General features: G+C 70.1%; 22 protein-coding genes. 10 read left to right on the forward strand and 12 right to left on the reverse strand.

The window, feature by feature from the left end; all coding sequences use genetic code 11:
- Positions 1–3 precede the first annotated feature (3 nt).
- The gene (locus tag SSMG_RS34895; protein ID WP_050788508.1) at positions 4–2688 is read right to left on the reverse strand and encodes a nitrate- and nitrite sensing domain-containing protein; all 2685 of its coding nucleotides are present in this window, start codon (positions 2686–2688) and stop codon (positions 4–6) included.
- A gap of 227 nt (positions 2689–2915) precedes the next feature.
- On the opposite strand from SSMG_RS34895, the gene SSMG_RS34900 reads away from it, so the two are divergent.
- Complete coding sequence (locus SSMG_RS34900) at positions 2916–3845, forward strand: ABC transporter substrate-binding protein (protein ID WP_199786073.1); 930 nt, start codon at positions 2916–2918, stop codon at positions 3843–3845.
- Positions 3846–3848: 3 nt separating this feature from the next.
- On the opposite strand, the gene SSMG_RS34905 is transcribed toward SSMG_RS34900, so the two are convergent.
- Positions 3849–4475: a hypothetical protein gene (locus SSMG_RS34905; protein WP_009083983.1), complete on the reverse strand. Its 627-nt coding sequence runs from the start codon at positions 4473–4475 to the stop codon at positions 3849–3851.
- A gap of 78 nt (positions 4476–4553) precedes the next feature.
- Between SSMG_RS34905 and SSMG_RS34910 the strand changes: the two genes are divergently transcribed.
- Positions 4554–6200 (forward strand): DNA repair helicase XPB, encoded by a 1647-nt coding sequence (locus tag SSMG_RS34910; protein ID WP_009083984.1) that lies wholly within the window; start codon positions 4554–4556, stop codon positions 6198–6200.
- 1 nt (position 6201) lies between these two features.
- Here SSMG_RS34910 and SSMG_RS34915 read toward each other — a convergent pair whose 3' ends face one another.
- Positions 6202–6426: a hypothetical protein gene (locus SSMG_RS34915; protein ID WP_050788351.1), complete on the reverse strand. Its 225-nt coding sequence runs from the start codon at positions 6424–6426 to the stop codon at positions 6202–6204.
- Positions 6427–6934: 508 nt separating this feature from the next.
- Here SSMG_RS34915 and SSMG_RS34920 point away from each other — a divergent pair.
- Both SSMG_RS34920 and SSMG_RS34925 read left to right on the forward strand, forming a co-directional pair.
- A complete protein-coding gene (locus SSMG_RS34920; RefSeq protein ID WP_037715859.1) occupies positions 6935–7696 on the forward strand; it encodes a DUF4253 domain-containing protein in 762 nt (253 codons plus the stop codon).
- Positions 7697–8305: 609 nt separating this feature from the next.
- On the forward strand, positions 8306–9157 hold the full coding sequence (locus SSMG_RS34925; RefSeq protein ID WP_037715861.1) for a DUF72 domain-containing protein: 852 nt from the start codon (positions 8306–8308) through the stop codon (positions 9155–9157).
- Between the two features lie 928 nt (positions 9158–10085).
- Here SSMG_RS34925 and SSMG_RS34930 read toward each other — a convergent pair.
- A complete protein-coding gene (locus tag SSMG_RS34930; protein WP_199786074.1) occupies positions 10086–12863 on the reverse strand; it encodes a BTAD domain-containing putative transcriptional regulator in 2778 nt (925 codons plus the stop codon).
- A 77-nt stretch (positions 12864–12940) separates the two neighbouring features.
- Here SSMG_RS34930 and SSMG_RS34935 point away from each other — a divergent pair, with 77 nt between their 5' ends.
- Positions 12941–13879: an o-succinylbenzoate synthase gene (locus SSMG_RS34935; RefSeq protein ID WP_009083989.1), complete on the forward strand. Its 939-nt coding sequence runs from the start codon at positions 12941–12943 to the stop codon at positions 13877–13879.
- 72 nt (positions 13880–13951) lie between these two features.
- Positions 13952–14161, forward strand: coding sequence for a PspC domain-containing protein (locus tag SSMG_RS34940; RefSeq protein WP_037715865.1), 210 nt, complete (start codon positions 13952–13954; stop codon positions 14159–14161).
- An 82-nt stretch (positions 14162–14243) separates the two neighbouring features.
- On the opposite strand, the gene groL is transcribed toward SSMG_RS34940, so the two are convergent.
- The 4 genes from groL to SSMG_RS34960 form a co-directional block, all read right to left on the reverse strand.
- The gene (gene groL / locus SSMG_RS34945; protein WP_009083991.1) at positions 14244–15872 is read right to left on the reverse strand and encodes a chaperonin GroEL; all 1629 of its coding nucleotides are present in this window, start codon (positions 15870–15872) and stop codon (positions 14244–14246) included.
- Positions 15873–16138: 266 nt separating this feature from the next.
- Entirely contained in the window at positions 16139–17851 is a 1713-nt protein-coding gene (locus tag SSMG_RS34950) for a serine/threonine-protein kinase (RefSeq protein WP_063631987.1), read from the reverse strand.
- Positions 17852–17922: 71 nt separating this feature from the next.
- Entirely contained in the window at positions 17923–18126 is a 204-nt protein-coding gene (locus tag SSMG_RS34955; RefSeq protein WP_009083993.1) for a cold-shock protein, read from the reverse strand.
- 105 nt (positions 18127–18231) lie between these two features.
- A complete protein-coding gene (locus SSMG_RS34960) occupies positions 18232–18843 on the reverse strand; it encodes an AIM24 family protein (RefSeq protein ID WP_009083995.1) in 612 nt (203 codons plus the stop codon).
- A 125-nt stretch (positions 18844–18968) separates the two neighbouring features.
- On the opposite strand from SSMG_RS34960, the gene glp reads away from it, so the two are divergent.
- Positions 18969–20171 (forward strand): gephyrin-like molybdotransferase Glp, encoded by a 1203-nt coding sequence (gene glp, locus SSMG_RS34965; protein WP_009083997.1) that lies wholly within the window; start codon positions 18969–18971, stop codon positions 20169–20171.
- A 254-nt stretch (positions 20172–20425) separates the two neighbouring features.
- Here glp and SSMG_RS34970 read toward each other — a convergent pair whose 3' ends face one another.
- Both SSMG_RS34970 and SSMG_RS34975 read right to left on the reverse strand, forming a co-directional pair.
- On the reverse strand, positions 20426–21685 hold the full coding sequence (locus SSMG_RS34970; RefSeq protein ID WP_050788352.1) for an MFS transporter: 1260 nt from the start codon (positions 21683–21685) through the stop codon (positions 20426–20428).
- Entirely contained in the window at positions 21682–22227 is a 546-nt protein-coding gene (locus tag SSMG_RS34975) for a helix-turn-helix transcriptional regulator (protein WP_037715868.1), read from the reverse strand. Before SSMG_RS34975 ends, SSMG_RS34970 begins: the two co-directional genes overlap by 4 nt.
- Before the next feature lie 60 nt (positions 22228–22287).
- Between SSMG_RS34975 and SSMG_RS34980 the strand changes: the two genes are divergently transcribed.
- Positions 22288–22578, forward strand: a complete 291-nt coding sequence (locus SSMG_RS34980) for a GlsB/YeaQ/YmgE family stress response membrane protein (RefSeq protein ID WP_037718514.1) — start codon at positions 22288–22290, stop codon at positions 22576–22578.
- 39 nt (positions 22579–22617) lie between these two features.
- Here the strand turns inward: SSMG_RS34980 and SSMG_RS46475 are convergent, their stop codons facing one another.
- On the reverse strand, positions 22618–22794 hold the full coding sequence (locus tag SSMG_RS46475; RefSeq protein ID WP_199786076.1) for a hypothetical protein: 177 nt from the start codon (positions 22792–22794) through the stop codon (positions 22618–22620).
- 225 nt (positions 22795–23019) lie between these two features.
- Here SSMG_RS46475 and SSMG_RS34990 point away from each other — a divergent pair, with 225 nt between their 5' ends.
- Together SSMG_RS34990 and pssA are read left to right on the forward strand one after the other, a co-directional pair.
- Positions 23020–23733, forward strand: a complete 714-nt coding sequence (locus SSMG_RS34990) for a phosphatidylserine decarboxylase (RefSeq protein ID WP_009084007.1) — start codon at positions 23020–23022, stop codon at positions 23731–23733.
- 11 nt (positions 23734–23744) lie between these two features.
- Positions 23745–24704: a CDP-diacylglycerol--serine O-phosphatidyltransferase gene (gene pssA, locus SSMG_RS34995; protein ID WP_286156996.1), complete on the forward strand. Its 960-nt coding sequence runs from the start codon at positions 23745–23747 to the stop codon at positions 24702–24704.
- Here pssA and SSMG_RS35000 read toward each other — a convergent pair.
- Positions 24701–25132: a TetR/AcrR family transcriptional regulator C-terminal domain-containing protein gene (locus SSMG_RS35000; RefSeq protein ID WP_078560999.1), complete on the reverse strand. Its 432-nt coding sequence runs from the start codon at positions 25130–25132 to the stop codon at positions 24701–24703. The two genes, pssA and SSMG_RS35000, sit on opposite strands and share 4 nt — an antisense overlap.
- Between the last annotated feature and the right edge of the window lie 12 nt (positions 25133–25144).

Below are 25144 nucleotides of genomic sequence, written 5' to 3' on the forward strand. Positions count from 1 at the left end.
GCCTCATCCGTTTCGATCCAGTGGCGGGGTGTCTTCCCCCCTGGCGTGCCTGCCGCGCCGGAAGCCGCCTTGCAGGCTCGTCATCCGGGCGCGCACCGCGTCGGGGGAAAGCGAGAGTATCGGCCGCGGCTCCGCCTCCGCGGCGGGGCCGTCCGCCACGTCGGCGACCCGCAGGAACGGCCAGGTGTCCTCGGCCCCGTCCTCTTGTTCCAGGTGCTCCGGAGTCGGCCATTCGGGGGCGGCCGCCGCGTCCGGGTCTTCGGTCGGAAACTCCGGCGGCGCTTCGTAGGCGTGCCGCGGTTCGACGATCTCCGGCTCGCTCTCCTGCTCCGGCTCCGGCTCTGGTTCGGGCTCGAAGGCGGGCACCTCCGGCATCGGCGCGACCACCCGCGGCTCCGGCGCCACCGGCTCCTCCGCAGGAGCCGAGAGATCGAACCAGCGCGACAGCACGTCGCGGTACGCGGGCATCCGGTCCGTCGGCGCGTCGATCTCCAGATGCGACCGCGAAGACTCGACCGGCCACGACGCCGCCTCCTCGACCACCGGCGCCCGCCGCAGCGGACCCGCGTCCTCGAGCGTCGGCGCGACCAGCTCGACGGGTTCCTCCGGCTCCTCGGCCGGGGCCAGCGGCGCGAGCGGGGCCAGCAGCTCCGGCTCCGGCGCGGGTTCCGGTTCGACCGGCGCGGGCGGCTGCGGCAGCGGCGGGGCCTCGGTGATCAGCGCCGCCGGAACGACGACCGTCGCGGTGAGACCGCGTCCCTCGGCCGGGCTCAGCTTCACCGCGATGGCGTGCCGTTCGGCCAGTGTCGCGACCACGAACAGGCCCATCCGCCGCGACACCTCGACGTCGACCTCCGGCGGATGCGCCAGCCGCGCGTTGGTGCGGTCGATCTCCGCCTGCGGCATGCCCGCGCCGCGGTCGGTGATCTCGATCCGCCACGCCCCGTCCGGCGTCCGCGCGCTCTCCACGGTGACCGGCGCCTGCGGCCCGGAATACCGGGTGGCGTTCTCCAGCAGCTCGGACACCACGTGCACCAGGTCGTTGACCGCGTCGCCGCGCACCGCGAGCGCCGGCGCCGGGCCGATCTCGATCCGCTGGTAATCCTCCACTTCGGACAGTGCGGCCCCGATGATCTCGTCGGCCACCACCGGTCCGGTGTCCTCGCGCACCAGGTCGGTGCCGGACAGCACCAGCAGGTTCTCGCTGTTGCGCCGCATCCGGGTGGCGAGGTGGTCGAGTTCGAACAGGCCGCCGAGGGTCTCCGGGTCCTGTTCGCCCGCCTCCATCCGGTCGAGCACGGACAGCTGCCGCTCTACCAGGTCCTGGCTGCGCTGCGACAGGTTGACGAACATCGCGTTCACGTTCTCGCGCAGCATCGCCTGCTCGGCGGCCAGCCGGACCGCCTCGCCGTGCACCGCGTCGAAGGCCCGCGCGACCTGCCCGACCTCCTCGCGCGTGAAGATCGGCACCGGCGCGACCGCGGCCCGGTGCCGCAGATTCTCGGGTGCCGGATCGGGCTCGGTGAGCAGCCGCTGCACGGCCTCGGGCAGCCGATGGTCGGCGACCTCCAGCGCGGTGCGGCGCAGGATCCGCAACGGCCGCAGCAGCGAGCGCGCGATCACCACCGACAGGACACCGGCGACCAACAGGACACCGATGACGATTCCGCCGTCCCAGATCGTCGACGCACGGGCGCTGGCGGCCCGCGCGTCAGTTTTCTCCTGGAGCTGGACGAGCAGCGCCTGCTGGACCTGGTGGGCGAGATTGACCGTGTACGTCGACGCGGTGTCCCACTGGTCCGCGTCCAGACCGGACAGCGGCTGGTTGTTCTCGGTGCGCGTGAGCGCCGACTCGACCATGTCGTTGCCGATGTCGACGACGATGCCGATCACCGTGTCCGAGTACATCCGCTGCTCGTCCGGCGTGGCGAAGGTGCGGTAGTCGCTGCGCGCGGCGGCCAGTTCGGCCTCCGCGCCGAGCAGCGCGCGCGTCCGGTCCCGGTTGAGCGTGCCCTGCGCGATCGCCTCGGACATGACCGCGCGCTTGACCGACATCTGGTCCTTGATCCGCGCGAGCGCGTTGCCGGCCAGCCGCAGCCGGGCCAGGTCGGGTTCGGTGACGTCCGCCGCAGCGGTGTCGCTGATGTCGAGCAGGCCGGAGATCAGCTCGCTGTACGAACGAAGCACCGCGTCGGCCGGATACGCCGAGTGTTCGGCCGAGTACCGGAGGCCACCGAGGACCCGCAACCGGTCGTCGCTCTGCTGCAGATCGCCCGCCGCGGAGTCGTCCAGCCGCGGCTTGCTGTCGGCGAGCGACCGCTCGAACGCGCCGATCGCCAGGTCGACGCGGGTGCGCTGGCCGACGAGCACGTCGGTCGGGCCCTTGCGGTCGCCCGCGACGAACCGGACCGTGACGTCGCGCTCCCGCTGCAGCTGGTGCACGACCTCGGCGACCGTCGAGTCGACCCGGCAGCGCGCGGCGAACTCGGCGAGCTGGCGGGCGTCGCGCAGGTCGCTGTTGACCCGCAGGCCGACCAGCACGACCACGGCGAGCGCGGGGATCAGCAGGACGACGAACAGCTTGGTGCGCAGCCGCCAGTTCCGCAGCCGCCACCGGCCGCCGACCGGACGCGAGGCAGCCGGATCCGCCGCGTCACCCGAACGGGGACGGTCGTCGCGACGGGTCACCTGTGCTTCCTTTTCCACCGCGGGAACCTCTGCCCACGGACGTCCTCGGGCTCCGGCCGGAAACTACCGCTCGGTAGTTCCCGGCGAAAAAGATCGGGAAGCCACCCTGGCGGGGGCACCGCCCTGCGGGCGATCGTATGGGCAGCGGCCCATACGATCCAGCACGAGGCAGAGATTCTCCCGGCAGGGGATGGCGAGTGAAAGCGACCGGTCTGAGGTTTGCGCTGGTGGCGACGTTGTTCGCACTCAGCGGCTGCTCCGTGTTCGGATCCAGTGACGCCGGACAAGCGCAACCGCCGGAACGCGCGACGCTGCGGGTCGGCGTCGCGAACCCGATCGACACCGCCCCGCTGCGGATCGCGGTCGCGGCGGGAAAGTTCCGCCAGGCCGGGCTGAACGTCCAACTGGTGGAACTCGGCGACGGCGACGGCGTGGAAAAACTGAAGTCCGGTCAGGTCGATGTGACGTTCGGCAGCGACGTGTCGCTGTTCCGCGCCGCCGGGTCCGGCACTGCGCTGCAATTGCAAGGCGAGGCGTACACCTTCGGCCGCACGACCATCGCGCTCGTCACGCTGCCCGGCTCCGACTACTCCGAACCGACCGCGAAGAAATCGCCGACCGTCGCCGTGGACTCCCCCGACGACATCGGCGCGCTCACCGCGCGGGCGGTCCTCGGCACGGCGGGCGTCGACAAAGCGAAGATTCGCTTCGTGACCCGCCCGTTCGGGCAGATGCCCGCCGCGCTGCAGTCCGGCGACGCGGACGCGGCGCTGATGGTCGAGCCGTACATCACCCGCGCGGAGAAGGAACTGGGCGCGCAGATCCTCGCCGACGGCTCGACCGGCGCGACCCTCGACTTCCCGGCCTCGGGCTACGCCGCGACCGGCCAGTTCGCCGCCGCGAACCCGCGCACGCTGACGGCGTTCCGGAACGTCCTCACCCAGGCCCAGCTCGCCGCGTCCGATTCGGCGAAGGTGCGCGACGCGCTGCCGACGTTCTCCGACATCGACCAGACCACCGCCGCGCTGATCTCGCTCGGCAGCTACCCGACCACGCTGTCGGCGACCCGGCTGCAGCGCGTGGCCGATCTCATGCACAGCTCCGGGCAGCTCGCCAACCGGCTGGACGTGGCGGCGATGCTGCCGAACGCCTTGTAGCGCTCAGATGCTCGCCCCGGTGGGCTGCAGGCAGATCGTGCGCACCGGCGGCCCGACGTAGACGAGCGACAGGTCCTTGTCGCCGCAGCTCGACGCCGACTTCGTGCCGTCGTGCACGACCGCGCGCGCTTCCGCCTTGGGATCGTCGCAGGCGACCTTGCCGACCTTCGACTCGTCCGACACGTCGCGCACGCACTCGCCGGACACGACGTTCAGCGCGAGGCACAGCGTCTGGGTCGGCCTGCTGCTGGTGGTGGCAGTGCGGGCCGACAGGTACAGCTCGAAGCGCACGTAGTCTTCGCCGCGGCAGGAGGAGCGGCCCTTGACGACGGTGTCGACGCGGTAGGTGGCGGCCCGCTCGGAGCAGTCCGCCCCGGTGTAGGTCTGCGTCTCCGAGCCCAGCGACGAGAGGTAGAGGCAGCTGCCCGCGACGGGCGGCCCGGTCGAGCGCACGACCGCGGCGAACCCGAACGCGCTGAGCGTCCCGAGCCCGAGCGCCACGACGACGAGCACGGCGAAGAGCGCCTTCTGCTTGCCCGACACCCGTTTCGGACCGCCCTGCACCGGCTGCCGCGGGGGCGGCTGATACGGGTTCGCGGCCGGCGGCACGCCGAACGGTGGTGTGGTCACTGGGTCCCCTCCCGCGGCTTCGTCCCGTCATCTTGGCATCCCCGGGCCGCGGTCCGGGAGGGAACGTATAAAGGAGAGGTGACTGATGGCCCCCTGATCGTCCAGTCCGACAAAACCGTGCTGCTCGAGGTCGACAATCCGCGTGCCGACGACGCGCGGATCGCGATCGCGCCGTTCGCCGAACTGGAACGCGCGCCCGAACACGTGCACACCTACCGGATCACGCCGCTCGCGCTGTGGAACGCGCGCGCGGCCGGACACGACGCGGAACAGGTGGTGGACGCGCTCACCACGTACTCGCGCTTCCCGGTGCCGCAGCCGCTCCTGATCGACGTCGTGGACGTGATGGGCCGGTTCGGGCGGCTGCAGATCGCCAACCACCCGGCGCACGGCCTGGTCATGACCACCACCGACCGCGCGGTCCTCGAAGAGGTCTCGCGCAACAAGAAGATCAGCCCGATGCTGGGCGCGCGGATCGACGACGACACGGTGATCGTGCACCCGTCCGAACGCGGGCGGCTCAAGCAGGCGCTGCTGAAGGTCGGCTGGCCCGCCGAGGACCTCGCCGGGTACGTGGACGGCGAAGCACACCCGATCGACCTCGCCGAGGACGACTGGCACCTGCGCGACTACCAGCGGAAAGCGGCGGAAGCGTTCTGGGCGGGCGGGTCCGGCGTCGTCGTGCTGCCGTGCGGCGCGGGCAAAACGCTGGTCGGCGCGGCCGCGATGGCGCACGCCAAGGCGACCACGCTGATCCTGGTCACCAACACCGTCGCCGGGCGGCAGTGGAAGCGCGAGCTGGTCGCGCGCACGTCGCTCACCGAGGACGAGATCGGCGAGTACTCCGGGGAGAAGAAGGAGATCCGGCCGGTCACCATCGCGACGTACCAGGTCGTCACGCGCAAGACCAAGGGCGAGTACCGGCACCTGGAGCTGTTCGATTCGCGCGACTGGGGCCTGGTCGTCTACGACGAGGTGCACCTGCTGCCCGCACCGGTGTTCCGGATGACCGCGGACCTGCAGTCGCGGCGGCGGCTCGGCTTGACCGCCACGCTGGTGCGCGAGGACGGCCGCGAGGGCGACGTATTCTCGCTGATCGGCCCGAAGCGGTACGACGTGCCGTGGCGCGACATCGAGGCGCAGGGCTGGATCGCGCCCGCGGAATGCACCGAGGTGCGGGTGACGCTGACCGAGAACGAACGCCTGCAGTACGCCACCGCGGACTCCGACGAGCGGTACAAGCTCGCGGCCACGGCGATGACGAAAATCCCGGTGATCCGGTCCATTGTGGACAAGCATCCCGGCGAACCGACCCTGGTGATCGGCGCGTACCTCGACCAGCTCGAGATGCTGGGCGCGGAACTGGAGGCCCCGGTCATCCAGGGGGCGACGAAGAACAAGGAGCGCGAGGAACTGTTCGACAAGTTCCGCCGCGGCGAATTGCGCACGCTGGTGGTGTCGAAGGTGGCCAACTTCTCGATCGACCTGCCGGAAGCGTCGGTGGCGATCCAGGTTTCGGGCACATTCGGTTCGCGCCAGGAGGAAGCGCAACGCCTGGGCCGGCTCTTGCGTCCGAAGGGCGACGGACGGCAGGCGCACTTCTACTCGATCGTCTCGCGGGACACAGTGGACACGGAGTACGCCGCGCACCGGCAGCGTTTCCTTGCCGAGCAGGGCTACGCGTACCACATCGTCGACGCGGAAGACCTGCGTCGACCGCTGTGAATTACGAACCGAGGCAACGGAGAACGGCCAGCACGCGTCGGCTGTAGCCCTTTGCTAGCGGCAGGTCGAGCTTGTCGAAGATCGCGTTCGCGTGTTTCTCCACGGCGCTTTTGCGGTCCGCGTGCGACGTGTGGGCGACCAGCCTGCGCACCACCTCCGAATCGAGAAAGTCGCCGACCTGCGCGACCCGATCCTTGAGCCAGATACCCGACGCGGCCGCCGTCACCGCCGATGAGCCTGACGAGGCCTTCCCGGAGCAAGGTCGCGTCCCCAGCCAGGATCCCTCGCACGGCGGCTTCACCCGCACTGTGGTTGGTCCGTTTCGGGACTCTGTACGGAGAACCCACGATCCATCGCCGCCACTCGCCTCGCCAACCCGGATAACCCACCACTCGCGCCGACTCGTTGCCCCCGCCGCGGTCGACGAGGCCGGTTTCCTGCTGCTGACGACGGCGGGCAGCCTGGGCGTTCGTCGCGGCCAGCTACCTGCTCGGCGAGCTGGTCACCAGTGGACCGCCACACGTCCCTCGTACTCGCTGCGGTGGCGATCGCCGTCGGTCTGTTCGTTGTGATCCGGATGCGCCGCGTCTCCCCGCGCTGCCTCTTTCTGCCCCTCGACCTGGACTTTCTTGAGGTTCACTCGAACGGATGAGCGAGTGCCGCCCTGGAAATTGTCGGTGGTTCGAACTACTGTTCGATATGCAGGCACCGAACACCAGTTCGAGGGGAAGCTCATGACGATCGCACCGTTCCGCCCCGGCGTCGGGGCACCGCCGGTCCAGACCTTGCCGCCCGGGCGCTGGCACGGGCGGATCTGGGTGTCGGAAGAGCCGCTCACGCGGCCGCAGCGGTACTTGAGCTGCGTCGCGGAGTTCGAGCGGTCCGGGCTGTGGCCCGTGCTGATCCCGCCCGACCAGCGCTTCGCCGCCCGAGGCGAAGACTGGCTGGACGACCGCGGCCGCCTCGCACCGGCCGGCCACCGCGTCGCGAACGCCGACCCCGCCGAGGTCCTGGCCCGCTGGTGGGACGGCTCCTGCTGCGACGGAGCCTGCCTGCGCCCGTTCGACACCCGCTTCCCCGGTCTGGCGAAACGCTCGCACCGCCGCTCGGACCCCCTGGCCGAAGCAGGCAACACCGGCTCGATCCTTGCCGCCCGCACCCCGCACCGCCTGGGCCTCGTCCAAGCCGACCGCCCCGCCGACGTCCCCGCCCTCATCGGCTGGACGGGAATGATCAAGTCGACAGACCAGGTCGCGGAGCTGTCGGCAGTCCTGCGCAGCTGGGAAGACCGCTTCGGCGCGACCCTCGTGACGCTGGGCTTCGACTCCCTCGAACTGTCTGTTTCCGCCCCACCCCGCACCCACGCCAGGGCACTGACGGTGGCGGCCGAACACCGAGCCTTCAGCCTCCCGACGTACCTCACGCAGCCGGGAAACCTGCGCGAGTACGCGACGTCCCTGGTGCAGTCACGCCGATGGAGGTTCTCGTGGGCATGAGGGAGTAAGGGGATGGCTGGACCGGGCAGTCCCGTCGCCCCGGCTCGCTCCGCGGGGGATCGGGACAGACCCGGCGGGTCTCACCCAAGCAGGGCTGCAGGCACGCGAGGCAAACGCGACCGGAGCGAGGCTGCGGCCTGGTTCGGCGGACCCTGCCGGAGCGCGGCTGCGGCCCGGTGCAGCGAACCCGGCCGGGGCAGGACTGCTGCCCGGTTCAGCAAACCCGACCGGCGTACGACTGCAGACCGGTGCCGCAAACTTGACCCGAGCACGACTGCAGACTGAAGCAAACCGGACTGGGACGGGATTGCAGGCTGAGTCGGCGCGCCACCGCCGGCTTCGGCGCCGCCGTCCGCCTCCGCACCGACATCAGCGCCGCCCCGGGGCCGACATCCGCCGCTTTCCATTTCAGGTTCTCGCGTCGCCCATTCCTCTCCCCGTCCCCTCCAAGCCCCGTCCCGACGACCAGGCAACGGAGTCCGCGCTATGAGACCCACGTCCCTTCGTCCAGGACACGTGTCCCGATTCTTAGCTCGGCTGTCCCAAAAACAGCCGCGCGGACGGGTTTACCGCAACCGTCCAGGTGGGAATCCTCGGCGGCGAAAGGCGGTGAGCAAGATCGGCCAGATCCGAATAGGCACGTCCGGCTGGCGATACCCGCCGTGGCGCGGCGCGTTCTATCCCTCCGGCCTGCCGCAACGGCGCGAGCTCGAGCACCTCTCCCGCCAGATGAACGCCGTCGAGCTCAACGGATCCTTCTATTCCCTCCAGCGCCCGGAGCGATACCGCGGCTGGCACGCCGAAACGCCGGCCGGGTTCCTGTTCGCGGTCAAGGGCGGCCGGTTCATCACGCACCTCAAACAACTGCGCGACGTCGAAACCGCGCTCGCGAACTTCTACGCGTCCGGCGTCCTAGCCCTCACCGACAAACTGGGCCCGTTCCTCTGGCAACTCCCGCCGCGACTCACCTTCGACCCCGATCGAGTCTCGACGTTCCTCGGCCAACTCCCCCGCACCACCGGCGAAGCAGCCGCTCTCGGCGCGAAGCACGACGACAAACTCAAGTCCCCACCGTTCCTCGAACCAGGACCCGACCGGCCAGTGCGCCACGCGCTCGAAGTGCGCCACCCAAGCTTCACCACCACCGAAGCGCTGGACTTGCTCAAGAAACACCGAGTAGCCCTGGTGACCTCGGACGCCGCCGCGCCGTGGCCGTACCGAGAGGACCAGACCACTGACTTCAGCTACGTCCGGCTGCACGGTTCGGACGAGCTCTACACCAGCAATTACTCCGACTCCGCCCTGCGCGACTGGGCCGCGAAAATCACCGAATGGCACGACGGCGGCCGCCGCGACGTGCACGTCTACTTCGACAACGACAGCAAAGTCGCGGCCCCGCACAACGCCGTCACGCTCGCCCGCCTCCTCGACCTCCCCGTCGAAACCGACCGACCACAGTGAGCGGACAGTGAGCGCTCTTCGATTGAGTAGCGCTACGGGCCGCCGGTGGTCTACGTGCTGCCGCTGGGGGTCGGCACGCGGACCACCGCGCCCCGCTGCCCTCCGACGGCCGGCGGCAACCCTTCCGCCAAACGGCCGAAGGTCCCCTGCTTGCCAGGTTCGGCCGCGTCAAGGCCCGACCTCGCCTACCTCCGGTTCCGGCGACCTTGGGCCACAGCGAACGCGACCACCCTCGACAGAATCGATCGGCCCAACCAATTTTCCGCCGATGCGGCTCGACCGCAGCTGACCCGCAGCAAGCGGGCCGACTGTGCGTATCCGGGCCGTAGCTGAGTGGTCTAGCCCAACTGGCCGCCGAACCTCCCAGCCCTGACTCCCCTGCCACAGCAACCTTGTCGACTGCGCCCCGCACCCGGCCAGCGCCAGGACGGATCAGCCGTTTCAGCAGCCAGACTGAGCGCGTCACCAGCAGTCACCCCGCCGCAGCCGTGCGGCCGTACGGATATCCCGACACCACGACGGCGCGGCACCACGGCATCACGGCATCACGGCATCACGGCGGCATGGTGGCGCGGTGCGGCAGTGCGGCAGTGCAGTGCTGCACTGCGGAGTCACGGCGGCACGGCACCACGGCGGCACGGCGCAGCAGTGCGGTGCGGCGGTGCAGTGCTGCAATGTGGCATCACGGCGGCGCGGCATCACGGCGGCACGGCGGCACGGGTGCGGCACCACGGCGGCACGGCGCAGCAGTGCAGTGCGGCAGTGCAGTGCGGCGGTGCAGTGCGGCAGTGCTGCAATGTGGCATCGCGGCGGCGCGGTGCGGCGGCGCGTTACGGCGCAGCGGCGCGGCACCACGGCGGTGCAGCGTCGCAGCACGTGGCGGTATGGCGGTATGGCGCACTGCAGCACCGCACCACTGCAGCCGAACCTACCCCCGCACCAACCCAGCCAACTGTGCCCGCACCCGGTCCGCATCCGGGTGATCCAACCGCGTCAACAACCGAACCGCGCGCAACCAGCAGTCCCGCGCCGCGGCGGTGCGGCCGTATCGCAGGTGTGCGGTGCCCAGTTCCGAGAGCACATCCGCGGCCTCATACTCCTCATCCATCGCGAAGAACATGTCCACCGCCTCGGACAGGCACTCGATTCCCTCCACATGCCGACCCAAACCGAGCAAGGCGCGGGCTCGGGCGGCCAGCGAGAAGCGGCCCTGCGGCAGATCGTCCGGCGGGACCAGGGCCAGCGCCTCGTCCGCGAGCGACAGCGCCTGCGGGTAGTCCCCCATCATCGCGCACAGATCGCCCAGCGCGCGCAAAACGTTCGCCTCCACCGAGGTGAATCCCAGTTCCCTCGTGATTTCCAGCGACCGCAGGCCGTGCCGGTAAGCTTCCGGGAAATCTTCGATGTCCTGCGCGGTCATCGCTAGGTTGTAGCGCGCCCGAGCCTCCCCGGGAAGCGAGCCCAGTTCCAGCTGCACCGCCAGCGCTTGCTCCAGATATTCGCGCGCCAGCACGTAATTCCGGGCGACTCCCTCGATCACGCCCAGTCCATTGAGGATCGCCGCTTCCCCGTGCCGCTCACCGGATTTCCGCGCGGCTCGCAGGCCGATCTCGAAGACGTGTCGCCATTCGTCGACGCGGGCGCGTCCGGCGAAGTAGGTGAACAGCGACCACGCCAAGCGCCAGCATTGCGCGTACCTGCCGATCCGGAACGCCCACTGGACGACCGAGAGCAAGTTTCCGTGTTCCTCGACGAACCAGGCCAGCGCCTGGTGAAAGTCGGAAAACTCGGCCGCGTTTTCGGCGGGGATCGGGCCGATTTCGTCCATCAGCTGGCGCGGGCGCATGGCCAGAGCCGCGTTCCGCGCCGACGCGATGCACCAGTCGAGCAGGCGTTCGCTGGCTGCCGCGCGATCGGCGGCGGTGTCCTCCTGCTCCGACAATTCGGTGGCATAGGCGCGAATCAGGTCGTGGAACTGGTACCGGCCCGGCTTCGGCTGGGTGAGCAGGTGCGCGGAAACGAGCGTGTCGAGAGCGCCGCGAGTGTCCTTTTCGGACCATCCGTTGAGCGCGACTGCCATCCCCAGCGACAAATCCGGGCCGACCGACAGCGCCAGCAACCGCAGCAGACGGGCCGCCGAGGGGCACAAAACTCGGTAAGAATAGGAGAAGACTGTGCGGATGTTGGTTTCGTCGCCGTCGCCGAGGTCGAAGGTGCTCAATCGGCCGGCGTCCGAGGGCAGGGCGGCCACGAACTCGTCCAGCGGGAGCCGCGGGAACTGTGCGGCGCGTACGGCGAGGATTCGGATCGCCAGCGGGAGTCCGCCGCAATACTCCACGAAACGGCCAGCCGCGAGCGGATCCTCGTGCACTCGTTCGACGCCGATGGCCGAAGCGAGCAGTTCCACCGCCTCTTCGCTGTCCAATTCGGACAGAGCGATCCGCCGGGCGCCGTGGGTCGCGACCAGTCCGCGTAGTTGCCAGCGGCTCGTCACCACGACCAGGCATCCCGGGCCGGGCAGCAAATAGCGCACTTGCTCGGTGCTGTTCGCGTTGTCCAGCACGATCAACAGCCGTCGGCCGGTGGTGTAGGTGCGCCAGGTCGCCGCGCGTTCGTCCAAACCGGACGGGATCCGGTCGGCGGGCACGCCCAGCGCGATGAGCATCGTCTCCAGCGCGGCGATCGGCGACACCGGTGCGCCTGGGCCGTAGCCGCGCAGGTCCAGAAATACCTGACCGCCGGTGAAACGGTCGGCGATCTGGTGTGCGAAGTGGACGGACAGGGTCGTTTTGCCTTGTCCGCCCATGCCTTCCACCGACGCGATCGGGGTGGAAGTGCCGTCGTCGAGAGCTTCTGGCAGTAGTGCACGCAGGGCTTTCAGGTCCGCGGCTCGACCGGCGAAAGCACCCAGATCAGCCGGAAGCTGGTGCGGGATATGGGGCTCCAGAGGAGTCCGGAACCGCGTGGCCTCGTCGCCGCCCAGCACTAGCCGGTGGGCGCGCTGCAGGCCGGCACCGGGATCCAGGCCCAGTTCCTCGGCGAGCAATCCGCTGATCCGCCGGTACACGTCCAGCGCCTCGGCTTGCCGTCCGGAGCGAAGCAACGCGTACATCAGCTGCTCGTGCGGGCGTTCCCGCAACGGATGTTCGCGCGTCAGCCGTTCCAGTTCGGGCACGACAGTCTCGTACTCGCCGACCGTCAGCAGCGTCTCGGCCCACTGCTCGCGCACCCGCGTGCGCTCCTCGGCGAGCTGCCCGACCTCGTCCCGGTGCAGTGCGTCCGATTCCACGTTCTGCAGCGCCGAACCCCGCCACTGGCCTAGCGCGTCCTCGAAATAGCCCGCCGCCCGGCGGTGTTCGCCTCGTTCCGCCGCGCTGCGGCCCCGCGCCGCGAACTGGCGGAACCGACCAAGATCCACCGCGTTCTCGTCGACTTCCAACAGATAGCCGCCGCGTTCGGTGCGGATCGCCGCTCCGTCGCCGAGCGCCCGGCGCAGCCGCAGCACATACGTCTGCAGCGCACCCTTGGATCGACGCTGGTCGTCGCCCCACAGCCAGTGGCTGAGCACGTCGACCGACACGAGCCGGTTGGCTCGCAGCAGCAGTCCGGCGAGCACGATCAACGGGCGGCTGCCGCCCAGCGGCACCACCTGGTCCCCGGCCAGCACCTCGGCCGGGCCGAGCACCCGGAAGTCGAGGCCGTCCACACGTTCCATTGTGGCGTTGAGACGGCGTCGGCGGCACCTCGGTTCCCGCCCCCGCGGCGGTGGCATGATCGGCAGTCATGCAGGTTTACGCGCTCCCGCTGCACACCCGGTTCCGGGACATCACCATCCGTGAAGGGCTGTTGCTCCGCGGTGCCGCCGGCTGGGGAGAGTTCTGCCCGTTCGCGGACTACTCGGACACCGAGAGCGTCCCCTGGCTCGCCGCCGCGCTCGAAGCGAGCGAAGAAGGCTGGCCCGAGCCGGTCCGCGACCGCATCGAGGTGAACACGACGGTCCCCATCGTGTCGCCCGAACGCGCGCACGAACTGGTCCGCGCGTCCGGTTGCCGCACGGCGAAGGTCAAAGTGGCGGACAAACGCGCGACGCTGGCCGAGGACTGCGCGCGCATCGAAGCGGTGCGCGACGCGCTGGGTCCGTCCGGCGCGGTCCGGGTCGACGCCAATACGGCGTGGGACGTCGACACCGCCGTGCACGCCCTGGCGGAACTGGACCGCGCGGCCGGTGGACTGGAGTACGCCGAACAGCCGTGTCCCACGATCGACGACCTGGCCGCTGTCCGACGCCGGGTGTCGGTGCGGATCGCGGCCGACGAGTCGATCCGCCGCGCGGAAGACCCGCTGAAGGTCGCCGTCGCCGGAGCTGCCGACATCGCCGTGCTCAAGGTCGCCCCGCTCGGCGGGGTGCGGCGGGCGCTGGAAGTCGCGGAGGCGTGCGGACTCCCGTGCGTGGTGTCGTCGGCGGTCGAGACGAGCGTCGGGCTGGCTGCCGGACTCGCCCTCGCCGGAGCCTTGCCGGAGCTGGATTTCGCGTGCGGCCTCGGCACGATGTCGTTGCTGCGCGGGGATGTCTGCACCGCCACACTGTCCCCTGTGGACGGTTACCTGCCAGTGCTTCGGCAAGCACCGGAACCCGACGACTACGCCGAATTCGCCGCGTCCCCCGAGGTGACCGCGGCTTGGCTGGACCGGTTCGAGCGGGTCCGGAAGATCAGCGGATAAGGGAGACTTCAGGGTCGCGGCCCGGGGCGATCCCGGATGTGCGGCGGGCTCCCGGCGCGGAGTATTGCTGGCATGACGAACAACATGCAGGCCGCACCGGCCAAGAAGATCTTCCGCAGCCGCTCCGACCGCATGCTCACCGGCGTGTGCGGCGGATGGGCCGACTACCTCAACGTCGACCCGTCGATGGTGCGCATCGCCGCGGTCGCCGGGGCCGTGCTCTCGGCCGGGCTGGTCCTCCCGGTCTACGCCGCCGCCGCGGTGCTGACTCCCGAAGACTGAGCCCGGGCGTGCTGCCCCGGAAACGGGCGAAGCCCGGCCCACCTCGAAGGTGAACCGGGCTTCGCCGGACAAGCAGCCGAACTCAGAAGTCCATGCCACCCATGCCGCCGGACGGGTCGGCCGGAGCGGCAGCAGCCTTCTCCGGCTTGTCCGCGACGACAGCCTCGGTGGTCAGGAACAGCGCCGCGATGGAAGCGGCGTTCTGCAGCGCGGAGCGGGTGACCTTCGTCGGGTCCGGCACGCCGGCCGCGAGCAGGTCCTCGTACTCGCCGGTGGCGGCGTTCAGGCCGTGGCCCTGCGGGAGGGACTTGACCTTCTCCGCCACGACGCCGCCCTCGAGACCGGCGTTGATCGCGATCTGCTTGAGCGGAGCCTCGACGGCGACCTTGACGATGTTCGCGCCAGTGGCCTCGTCACCGGTCAGCTTCAGGCCCGCGAAAGCGGCCTCGGCGGCCTGGATCAGGGCCACGCCACCGCCGGCGACGATGCCCTCTTCCACGGCGGCCTTGGCGTTGCGCACCGCGTCCTCGATGCGGTGCTTGCGCTCCTTCAGCTCGACCTCGGTCGCGGCGCCGGCCTTGATGACGGCCACGCCGCCGGCCAGCTTCGCGAGCCGCTCCTGCAGCTTCTCGCGGTCGTAGTCCGAGTCGGAGTTCTCGATCTCCGCGCGGATCTGGTTGACGCGACCCTGGATCTGGTCGGCGTCGCCCGCGCCCTCGACGATGGTGGTCTCGTCGCGGGTGATGACGGCCTTGCGGGCGCGGCCCAGCAGCGACAGGTCCGCGTTCTCCAGCTTGAGGCCGACGTCCTCGGAGATGACCTGGCCGCCGGTCAGGATCGCGATGTCCTGCAGGATCGCCTTGCGGCGGTCGCCGAAGCCCGGGGCCTTGACGGCGACGGACTTGAAGGTGCCGCGGATCTTGTTGACGACCAGGGTCGCCAGGGCTTCGCCCTCGACGTCCTCGGCGATGATCAGGAGCGGCTTGCCGGACTGGATGACCTTCTCCAGCAGCGGCAGGACGTCCTTGACGTTGGAGATCTTGGAACCGAAGAGCAGGACGTACGGGTCCTCCAGCTCGGCTTCCTGGCGCTCCGGGTCGGTCACGAAGTAACCGGACACGTAACCCTTGTCGAAGCGCATGCCCTCGGTGAGCTCCAGCTCGAGCCCGAAGGTGTTGCTCTCCTCGACGGTGACGACGCCTTCCTTGCCGACCTTGTCCAGCGCCTCGGCGATCAGCTCGCCGATGGTGCGGTCAGCGGCCGAGATCGAGGCGGTAGCAGCGATCTGCTCCTTGGTCTCGATCTGGACGGCGGCCTTGTGCAGCTGCTCGGTGATGGCCTCGACGGCCGCCTCGATGCCGCGCTTCAGCGAGATCGGGTCGGCGCCGGCCGCGACGTTGCGCAGGCCCTCGCGCACGAGCGCCTGGGCGAGCACGGTGGCGGTGGTGGTGCCGTCGCCCGCGACGTCGTCGGTCTTCTTGGCAACTTCCTTGACGAGCTCGGCCCCGATCTTCTCCCACGGGTCCTCGAGCTCGATCTCCTTGGCGATGGAGACACCGTCGTTGGTGATCGTCGGCGCGCCCCACTTCTTTTCGAGCACGACGTTCCGGCCCCGCGGGCCGAGGGTCACCTTGACGGCTTCGGCGAGGGTGTTCAAGCCGCGCTCAAGACCGCGGCGGGCGTCCTCGTCGAACGCGATCAGTTTGGCCATTGCGGTGTGGTCCTCCGGTATTGGGCGCCACCGCCGCGCTGTCTCCAGCGGCGGCAGCAGGACACGTCCTCGGCCAGGCTCGGTGCCCGCGACGGACGACTGACCGGTGGGTCAGCCTCACCGTCCCGACCTTCAGGCAGGCGGTCGGTGACCGCTCGCCTAGCACTCGACGGCGTCGAGTGCCAATGCCGTGTTTAGCACTCTCCGGGGTCGAGTGCAAGGAGCGCAGGTCAGGGTTGGTGCCACGGTGGACCAGGTCGACCCGGTCAGTGGCTCGGCTGGATGTGGATCGACGACGGCGGCGGGCGCAGCGACGACGGTCCGCCCGACTTCGAGCCGCCCGGACCGACCGGGATGTTGGGAGCGGACGACGCCGGACCGGTGCCGCCGTTGCCGTTGTCGTCGCCGCCGAAGAGGAAGATCGCGCCGACGACCAGGCCGGCCACGACGAGCACCCCCAGCGCGATCCACAGCCACTTCAGGCCGCCGCTCTTGGGCTGCTTTTCGAACGCGCCCGCGCCGCCTGCCGGGGACGGCGGGCGCAACCGCATCGGGTCGCCGAAGGCCTGGGTCGGGTGGCCCTGCTGGTTGGGCTGACCGGGGTAGCCAGGCTGGTTCGGGTAACCGCCGTAGCCGGGCGGCGGGCCTTGCTGCGTTTGGCCGGGACCGGGCTGGCCCGGTTGGCCTGGTTGTCCTGGGTAGCCGTAGCCGGGCGGAGGGCCTTGCGGGGCTTGGCCGGGGTAGCCCTGCTGAGGCTGTCCCGGCTGGGGCTGGCCGGGCTGTGCTGGATAACCGGGCGGGGGCTGGTTGCCGTAACCGGCGGGGCCGCCGTAGCCGCCCTGGGCCGGGTATCCGCCCTGGCCGGGCTGGCCGGGTTGCGGAGCGCCCCAGCCGCCGGGAACGCCCTGGCCTCCGGGTGCGCCTGGCGCACCGACGCCGGGAGCGCCCTGCCCCGCGGCGCCGGGACCGCCCGGCTGCGAGCCCGGCCCGGCCGCGCCGGGTCCGCCGGGACCGCCCGCGCCAGGAGCGCCGGGTCCGCCGGAGCCAGGTCCTCCGTTGCTGTCCGGTCCTTGCTGCATGGCCGCCTCCGGAAGTCCGTTCGGCCGGGCGGGGCCCGGCGGGGTGTCCGACGTCGCGAGGGAGCCGAGCGCGACCCGGGCCGCGGCGATCATCGCGACGCAGTTCGGGTACCGGTCGTTCGGGTTTTTCGCCATGCCCTTGCGGATGACGTCGTCGACGGCGGCCGGGAGCGCGACCACGCTCGCCACCGACGGCGGTTCCCCGCCGAGGTGGCCCTTGATGACGGTGGGGACGTCGCCGCGGAACGGCGGGTTGCCGGTCAGGCACGCGAACAGGACGCAGGTGAGGGCGTACTGGTCGGTGCGGCCGTCGAGCGGTTCGCCGCGCAGGTGTTCCGGGGCGGCATAGGTGGGCGAGCCGAGGAAGTCGCCGCCGCGGGTGCGGTGGCCGGTGGCGCCGCGGCGGGTGAGGCCGAAGTCGGCGACGTAGACGTGCTCGCGGGAGGTCTCGCGGCTGGTGACGAGGACGTTGGCCGGTTTGACGTCGAGGTGCACGAGGCCGTGGTTGTGCAGCGTGTCGAGGGCGTCGGCGACCTGGTCGAGCAGGCTGAGCGCGCGTGCCGGGCTGATCGGGCCCGCGGACATGAGGCCGGCGAGGTCGCCACCGTCGACCATGCGCATGGCGATGTAGAGCATGCCTTCGAGTTCGCCGAAGTCGTACAGCGGGACGACGTTGGCGTGGTCGATCGCGGAGGTGTTGCGCGCCTCGTCGACGAACCGTTCGCGGAACTCGGCGTCGGCTCCCAGATGGTCGCCGATGACCTTCAGTGCCACTTTGCGGCCGAGCCGCGTGTCCGTGGCCTGGTAGGTCACGCTCATGCCGCCCTTGCCGAGCACCGAGTCGATGCGGTAGTGGCCCAGCTGGCGACCGGTGAGGTCCCCCGACACGTCGCCTGTCACGCAGCGCAGCTTAACGCGCCGGTATCCGCTGCCACTGCCGGTTCGCCCAACCGGTCAGCGGACCTGCCTCGCTAGACCTTGCGGACGTCCGCGGCCTGGCTTCGGCCGTCGCGGCCGGACTGGACTTCGAACTCCACTCGATCACCCTCGTCGAGAGTGCGGAATCCGTCGGCCTGGATGGCCGAATAGTGAACGAAGACGTCCGGACCTTCGGGGGATTCGATGAACCCGTAGCCCTTTTCCGAGTTGAACCACTTGACGGTGCCGACTGCCACGGCGCCCTCCCTCGGGACAAGAATCCGCTGTCCATCAGCGTGCGAAGTGGAGTTCACGCTACCGGAATCAGCGCTCCCGGCAATGGGGTAATCGGCAGATTCCCCTTACGCCCGCGACACTCGCCGGTTGCGCGATTGGACGAGCACGGTTCCCGGTCCGGCGAAATCGAGGACGAGTCCTTCGCCCGTTCGCAGCGATTGCGGTCCGCTCGGGTCGAGTGCGCGCAACCGGCATTGCACGGTGTCGGGATAGGCGAGGAGATAGTCCGGGCGCACGGTGACGATCTCGCCGCGGCCGAGGTCGAACGAGTCCACCGGGCCGGGCGCGGTGAGCAGGAGCGGGCCGCGGCCGCTGTAGTGCTCGAGGAACCCGGAATCGGCGCCGAACAACTGCTGCAGCGGCGCCCAGTTCTGGTCGACCCGGACCGTGCCCGGCCGGGCGAACACGCCGTCGCGGTGCACCGACCAGCCGGTCGACCCGGTCAATTCGAGCGGGTAGACGTCGCCGGGGCCGAGCGGGGCCAGGTCGACCCAGCCGCCTTCGGCCGGCGCGGTGAACACCGACGGACCGCCCTTGCGGCCGCGGTTCTGGTTCGTCTCGGCCACGTTGAAGCTGCTGGCCAGCAACGATTCCGCGGCGGCCTGCACGGCTTCGCCGGGGGCGAGCAGCACGCGGGCGACGCCGAATCCGGGCGTGTGCCTGGTGTGGACGCGCATGTCAGCGGGGGGTCGCGAGCGCGGCGCGCCCGGGCTGGTTGCGGACCAGAAACTGCATCAGAACTCTCCCCGTACTCCCCGGCTTGTGCCGGGAGAGTGTTGCACGACGGGCAGCAAGAGGGAGGATGGTCCGCGTGATCTCCGTCGACGAATACCGCGAGACCGTGACCGAACTGCTCGGCCGCGCGCCCGTCCGCACCGTTCCCGTCGCCGAGGCGGCCGGGCTCGTCCTGGCCCGCGACGTGCTCGCCGGGGTGGCGCTGCCGCCGTTCGACAACTCGGCGATGGACGGGTACGCGGTGCGCGCCGCGGACGTCGCCGACGTGCCGGTGACGCTCCCCGTGGCGGACGACATCCCGGCCGGGAGGGTCGACGTCAAACCGCTCGAACCGGGTACCGCTCAGCGGATCATGACCGGTGCGCCGCTGCCGCCGGGCGCGGACGCGATCGTGATGGTCGAGGACACCGACCGCGGGACCGCGGAAGTCCGGATCTCCCGCGCGGCGTCTGTCGGCAACCACATCCGCCGGACCGGCGAGGACGTGACGAAGGGGACCGTCGCGTTGCACGCGGGCACCGTGCTGAGCCACGCCCACCTCGGCCTGGCCGCGGCGGTCGGCTTGGCGGAACTGGAGGTGTACCGGCCGCTGTCGGTGCTGGTGGTGTCGACCGGAACCGAGCTGGTGGAAGCCCCGAACCCGTTGCAGCACGGGCAGATCTACGAATCGAACAGCGTGATGCTGGCGGCGGCGCTGCGGGAACTCGGGTGCCAGGTCGAGGTCGTCCGCAGCGTGGTCGACGACGTGGAGGAATTCCGCAAGATCATCGAGCCAAGGCTGGAGTCGGCGGACCTGCTGATCACGTCGGGCGGGGTGTCGGCGGGCGCGTACGAAGTGGTGAAGGACGCGCTGACCGGACAAGGCGTGGAATTCCAGAAAATCGCGATGCAACCGGGCGGCCCCCAGGGATGCGGCCGGTGGAACGGCGTGCCGGTGGTGACGCTGCCGGGGAATCCGGTGAGTGTGCTGGTGTCGTTCGAGGCGTTCCTGCGCCCGGCGGTGCTGTCGGCAATGGGCCATTCGGACGTGGACCGGCGCCGGGTGCGGGCTCGGCTGACTGAGGACATGACTTCACCGGCCGGGCGACGGCAGTATCGGCGGGGGTTCTTCACGCCGGTGCTTGGCGAGGTGACCGGGGTGGTCGGGCCGAAGGGTGGACCGGGGTCGCATTTGCTGGCGGCGTTTACGCAGGCGAATTGCTTGATCGTGCTGCCGGAGGAGGTTTCGGCTGCCTCGGAGGGGGATGAGGTTGAGGTGCTGCTGCTTTAGTTTTGGGTGGCGTCTGTGCGGCTTTAGCTTTGGGCGAGCGAGGTCTGCGGCAGCGGGTTTGGGTTGAGGCGGCTGGGCTGGCCTAGGCCGGGGCCCCTTGGCGTTCCGGCGAGCGGATCGTTCATCACGTCACGCTCGAGGCCCGGCACCGAGCTTCCCCGCTTAGCTGGATTCCGTGCGCCGGAGCCTCTTTCCGCCCCAAACCCCGGGAGACGCGACCCCCGCCCTCCTCTGGGGGACGGCCCTGCTCCAGTCTATCCACCCCCACCGACAACCCCAGCCCCTTCGACCGGGTTGTCCACAGCAAGCGCGACTTGGGGAAAGTCCCGCTCCCGCCGCAGCGGACCCACCAGCAGCACCCCCAGCGACACCAGCTGAACCCCCACCATCGCGAACATCGCCACCCGCACCCCGGCCGCCTGGCCGAGCGCTCCGCCGACCAGGGCGCCCAGCGGGATCGTGCCATAGTTGATCATCGACGAACTCGCGCTGATCCGCCCATAGAGATGGCGCGGGCAATACCGCTGCCGGAACGTCGCGCCGAGCACATTCGACCCCACCACCCCCGCCGCGATGCCGGCTCCGGCGAGGACGAACAGCGTCAAACCCCACCCGGGCTGGGCGAGCGGGCCGAGCAGCATGGCGGGGACCACCAAGGCCTCGCACCACAGGAAACCCCACGCAGTACCGGTTCGGCGGGCGACTCGGCTCACCAGTGTCGCGCCTAGGACACCGCCTACCTCGCCCAGGGCGAGCACGAGTCCGACAGAAAACGGGCCTTGGCCCAAATCCTCGACCAAGAAGACCACGGCCACCGCATAGAAGCCGTTCAGCGCCAGGTTCGCGACCCCGCCGGACAAGACCAAAACCCGCAGGTAAGCGTCTCGTGCCACGATTCGCGTGCCTTCGGCGATTTCGGAAAGCAAGCGCGTTCGAGGGCGCGGAGGCGGCTCATCCGCACGAAGGAAACCTAGACACAGAGCGGAAAACCCGAAGCTCACCGCATCCACGAGCACACCGCTGACCGGACCGAACGCGGAAGCCAGCAATCCCGCCAGACCAGGGCCGCCTACTTGTGCCGCAGATTCCGCGCCTTGCAGCCGGACGTTGACTCCCAACAGGGCGGCATCGTCCACAACGGACGGAAGGAAGGCCCGATAAGCGAGGGTGAAGAAAACTTTGGCGAAGCCGCCGACCAAAGCGGCGGACAAGAGCACCGCAAAAGAAAGAAGGCCAACGGACCACGAAACAGGAACCGCGAGGAAAGCTGCCATCTGGATGACGTCACAGACCAGCATCACCCGCCGTTTGGGCCATCGGTCGACCCAAGCCCCGGCGGGCAAACCCACCGCGAGCCAGGGAAGCCAAGCCGCCGCGGTCAGAGAAGCGACTTCGAACGTCGAGGCATGCAGCACGAGCAACGCCACCAACGGCACCGACGCACTGGCCACCGCGCTGCCGACCGTGCTGACTGTCTGCCCAGTCCACAAGAGACGGAACGCGGCCCCCTTCACGGCTGCGCTCGGAAACCGCGCCCAAAGACGAAAACCGGCTGTCGTTCACCAGAAGGGTCCGCAGCCGCCTTAGCGCCGAATTCCTCGAACAGCGCCAAGATCCGCTCGTTCAGCTCCGCCAATTCCAACGGCGTCAACCGCATCCACGCATCAGACGAGAACCACGCGTCCCGCCATTCCGCCGGAGCCGTCTCCATTTCCGAAAGCCAGGTCCGCGCCAACGTCATCTGCCGGTCCAGGCTCACCGCCTCCGCGACGTCCGCCACCGGATCTCCGGCGAAGTCCGAGGTGGCCCACGACAACGAACCCGAGGGACGCCGCCACCACCGCTCCCGCCGGTCGCGCGCCAGCTCCGGCGCCTCGACCACCAAACCGGCCCCGGAGAGCACCTTCAGATGGTGGCTCACGTTGCCCACCGCCTGCCCGGTTTTCTCCGCGAGTACCGACGCGGTGGCCGGACCGTCGAGTTTCAGCACGTCCAGCAAGCGGCGGCGCAGCGGATGCGACATCGCGGCCAGCACCTGGGAATCGCGTACCTCCATGATGCACAAGAGTAGTTGTACAACAGCTCTTGTGCAATGGCCGAAGGTATCCTCGCGGACATGGGCATCATCCTGTGGATCGTCTTCGGCGCGCTGGTCGGCTGGATCGCGAACCTCGTGGTCGGCGGCCGGGAACGACAGCGGCAGGGCTGTCTCGTCAGCGTGCTGGTCGGCGTGGTCGGGGCGGCCCTCGGCGGCTTCATCTACCGGCTCGCGACCGGCGAGCAGCAGCACTTCGAATTCGATTTCCCGAGCTTCGGCGTCGCCATCCTCGGCGCGATCGTGCTGCTGCTCGTGTTGCGGCTGGTCAGCGCCGCGACCTCGCGCCGGCGCGATCGTGACCGTTGGTAACAGTTTCCCGACGATCTGTCAGAACACCTGGGCAGCGGGCTAAACTGATCCGTTCCGCGCCCGGGTGCGTGCTTCGTCGGGGGACGCATGCACCCGGGCCGCGTCGCGCACGAGCCGGGCCGCCTGCGCGGGGTCGACGAGCTGGGGAATGGGCGTCGAGAGGACATCCCGGCGCCAGGCGCGCAACAGCTGCGCGAGCAGATCGGGTACCGACATCGTCTCCCTCGCCAGGTCGGCCCGGGCACCGGTCCCGAGCGGCGTCAACTACTCGGTGTTATCGGATTGTTCGACGCGTCGTTACCGGTTTGTGGTCGCGCCCACCCGCGCCGGGACAACCCTTACGACCAGGGCCTGCCGGGTCCGCCGCAGGCGGGCGGTAGCGTGGGGAAGCCCAAATCGGACCCTTACACCGACCGAGACGAACAGCGGGGAACTCGACCCATGAGCGGCCAGCCCACCGGTAACCCCCTCGCGCACGCCGTCCAGCTGGCCCGCGAGACGTTCCCGCCGATGCACCCGGCAGGACGGCCGTTCCTCCTCGGCGGCCTCGCCGCGACCTTCGTGCTGCGCCGGTTCTCCAAGCGCCTCGGCGTGGCCGGCGCGCTCGCCACCGCGGGCATAACGGCGTTCTTCCGCGAGCCGAAGCGCGTGCCCCCGGTCCGGGACAACGTCGCGATCTCGGCCGCCGACGGCACCGTCTCGCTCATCGAGGAAGCGGTGCCGCCCGCCGAGCTCGGCCTTCCCGCCGAACCGCGGATGCGGGTGAGCGTGTTCCTGTCGGTCTACGACGTGCACGTCCAGCGCACGCCGGCGGCCGGCGTGATCTCGAAGGTCGCGTACAAGCCGGGCAAGTTCCTTTCGGCGGACCTCGACAAGGCGAGCGAGGTCAACGAGCGCAATTCGCTGGTGCTGCACACCGTCGACGGCCACGAGCTCGTCGTCGTGCAGATCGCCGGGCTGGTCGCGCGCCGGATCCGGTGCGACGTCCGCGAGGGCGACAAGGTGGCCGCCGGCGAGACCTACGGCATCATCCGCTTCGGCTCGCGCGTCGACACTTACCTGCCGCCGGGAAGCAAGGTCGTGGTGGCCAAGGGCCAGCGCACCGTCGGCGGCGAAACCGTGCTCGCCGAACTTCCTGCGCAGGGAGAAAGCTGACCATGGTCCGCGTGACCACCCCGGGCGTCCGGCTGCTGCCGAACGCGATCACCGTGCTCGCGCTCTGCGCCGGACTCTCCTCGGTGCAGTTCGCCCTCGCCGGCAACTACGCCATGGCGATCGGCTCGATCGGCATCGCCGCCGTCCTCGACAGCCTCGACGGCCGCATCGCCCGGCTGCTCGACGCGACGTCCAAAATGGGCGCCGAACTCGACTCGCTGTCCGACGGCATCTCGTTCGGCGTCGCGCCCGCGCTGGTGCTCTACGTCTGGCAGGCGCACGGCGACCGGATCGGCTGGGTCGCGTCGCTGATCTTCGCGGTCTGCATGATCCTGCGGCTCGCCCGCTTCAACACGCTGCTCGACGACACCGACCAGCCGCCGTACGCCGCCGAGTTCTTCGTCGGCGTGCCCGCTCCGGCCGGCGGGCTGGTCGCGATGCTGCCGCTGATCGCCACGCTGCAGTGGGGCGAGGGCTGGTGGTCCGAGCAGTACGTGGTGCTCGTGTGGACCATCGCGGTCGCCGCGCTGCTGATCAGCCGCATCCCGACGCTGTCGCTCAAGACCGTGAAGGCCCCGGCGAAGGCGATCGCGCCGCTGCTCGTGGGCGTCGGTCTGCTGGCCGCCGCGATCATCGTGTTCCCGCTGGCCGCGCTGGCGGTCGCGCTGGTGCTGTACCTGCTGCACATCCCGTACTCGGTCTACCGGCACCGCTGGCTCGCCGCGCACCCGGAGGCTTGGGAAGTGCCGCCGCGCGAACGCCGGGCGATCCGCCGGGCCCGCAGCCACCGCCGGCTGCGGTTGCGCCCCGCGTCGGGCCGGGTCGCCGGTGCGGCGATGCGCGCGGTGCGGCGGACGAACTCGGACCTGGTGCGGAGCCGGAACCTGCGCGAGCGGGACCACAGCTCAGCCACGTCCGGACCAACCCAGCGGCGGCGCAGCTGGCGACGGATCGGCATCCGGCGCCGCTAGTTTCCGGCCTTCCCCAGCGCGGACACCAGCAGGTCCAGCTGCGTCTCGAAATCCTGCCTGCAGTCCGCGTCGGTCAGCACGGGCAGCAGGCGGTGCAGATGCGGTGTCTCGCTGGGCGTCGCCATCCGGCGGAACCAGTCGTCGACCGGCTCGGCACGGTCTAGCGGCGCCCCGGCCAGTCCGGTTTCCTCAGTGAGCGCGGCACCGAACGCGAGGCCGGTCAAGGAGCGGTACGCGCGCACGGTTTCCACGTCGCCCAGTCCGGCGTCCAGCAGCGCGCCCAGCATGCTGTCGATCACCTTCAACGCCCCCGGCGGCCTCCCGGACCTGCCCACCCTGATCGTGTGGGGCAACGCGCAAATCGGCTTCCGGCCCCGGGAACGCGAACGGCGCTCCGCTCGTTCGCGCATAACCGGCCGCGAGTTCATTAGGGTGAGAAG

Source organism: Streptomyces sp. AA4 (genome assembly GCF_000158875.1).
Taxonomy (GTDB): domain Bacteria; phylum Actinomycetota; class Actinomycetes; order Mycobacteriales; family Pseudonocardiaceae; genus Amycolatopsis.

Coding starts and splice junctions, on each gene's coding strand:
- SSMG_RS34920 (WP_037715859.1), top strand. CDS start 6,935: ATGACGATCGCACCGTTCCGCCCCGGCGTCGGGGCACCGCCGGTCCAG.
- SSMG_RS34935 (WP_009083989.1), top strand. CDS start 12,941: ATGCAGGTTTACGCGCTCCCGCTGCACACCCGGTTCCGGGACATCACC.
- SSMG_RS34940 (WP_037715865.1), top strand. CDS start 13,952: ATGACGAACAACATGCAGGCCGCACCGGCCAAGAAGATCTTCCGCAGC.
- groL (WP_009083991.1), bottom strand. CDS start 15,872: ATGGCCAAACTGATCGCGTTCGACGAGGACGCCCGCCGCGGTCTTGAG.
- SSMG_RS34960 (WP_009083995.1), bottom strand. CDS start 18,843: ATGCGCGTCCACACCAGGCACACGCCCGGATTCGGCGTCGCCCGCGTG.
- glp (WP_009083997.1), top strand. CDS start 18,969: ATGGTCCGCGTGATCTCCGTCGACGAATACCGCGAGACCGTGACCGAA.
- SSMG_RS34975 (WP_037715868.1), bottom strand. CDS start 22,227: ATGGAGGTACGCGATTCCCAGGTGCTGGCCGCGATGTCGCATCCGCTG.
- SSMG_RS34980 (WP_037718514.1), top strand. CDS start 22,288: ATGGGCATCATCCTGTGGATCGTCTTCGGCGCGCTGGTCGGCTGGATC.
- SSMG_RS46475 (WP_199786076.1), bottom strand. CDS start 22,794: ATGTCGGTACCCGATCTGCTCGCGCAGCTGTTGCGCGCCTGGCGCCGG.
- SSMG_RS34990 (WP_009084007.1), top strand. CDS start 23,020: ATGAGCGGCCAGCCCACCGGTAACCCCCTCGCGCACGCCGTCCAGCTG.
- SSMG_RS35000 (WP_078560999.1), bottom strand. CDS start 25,132: ATGAACTCGCGGCCGGTTATGCGCGAACGAGCGGAGCGCCGTTCGCGT.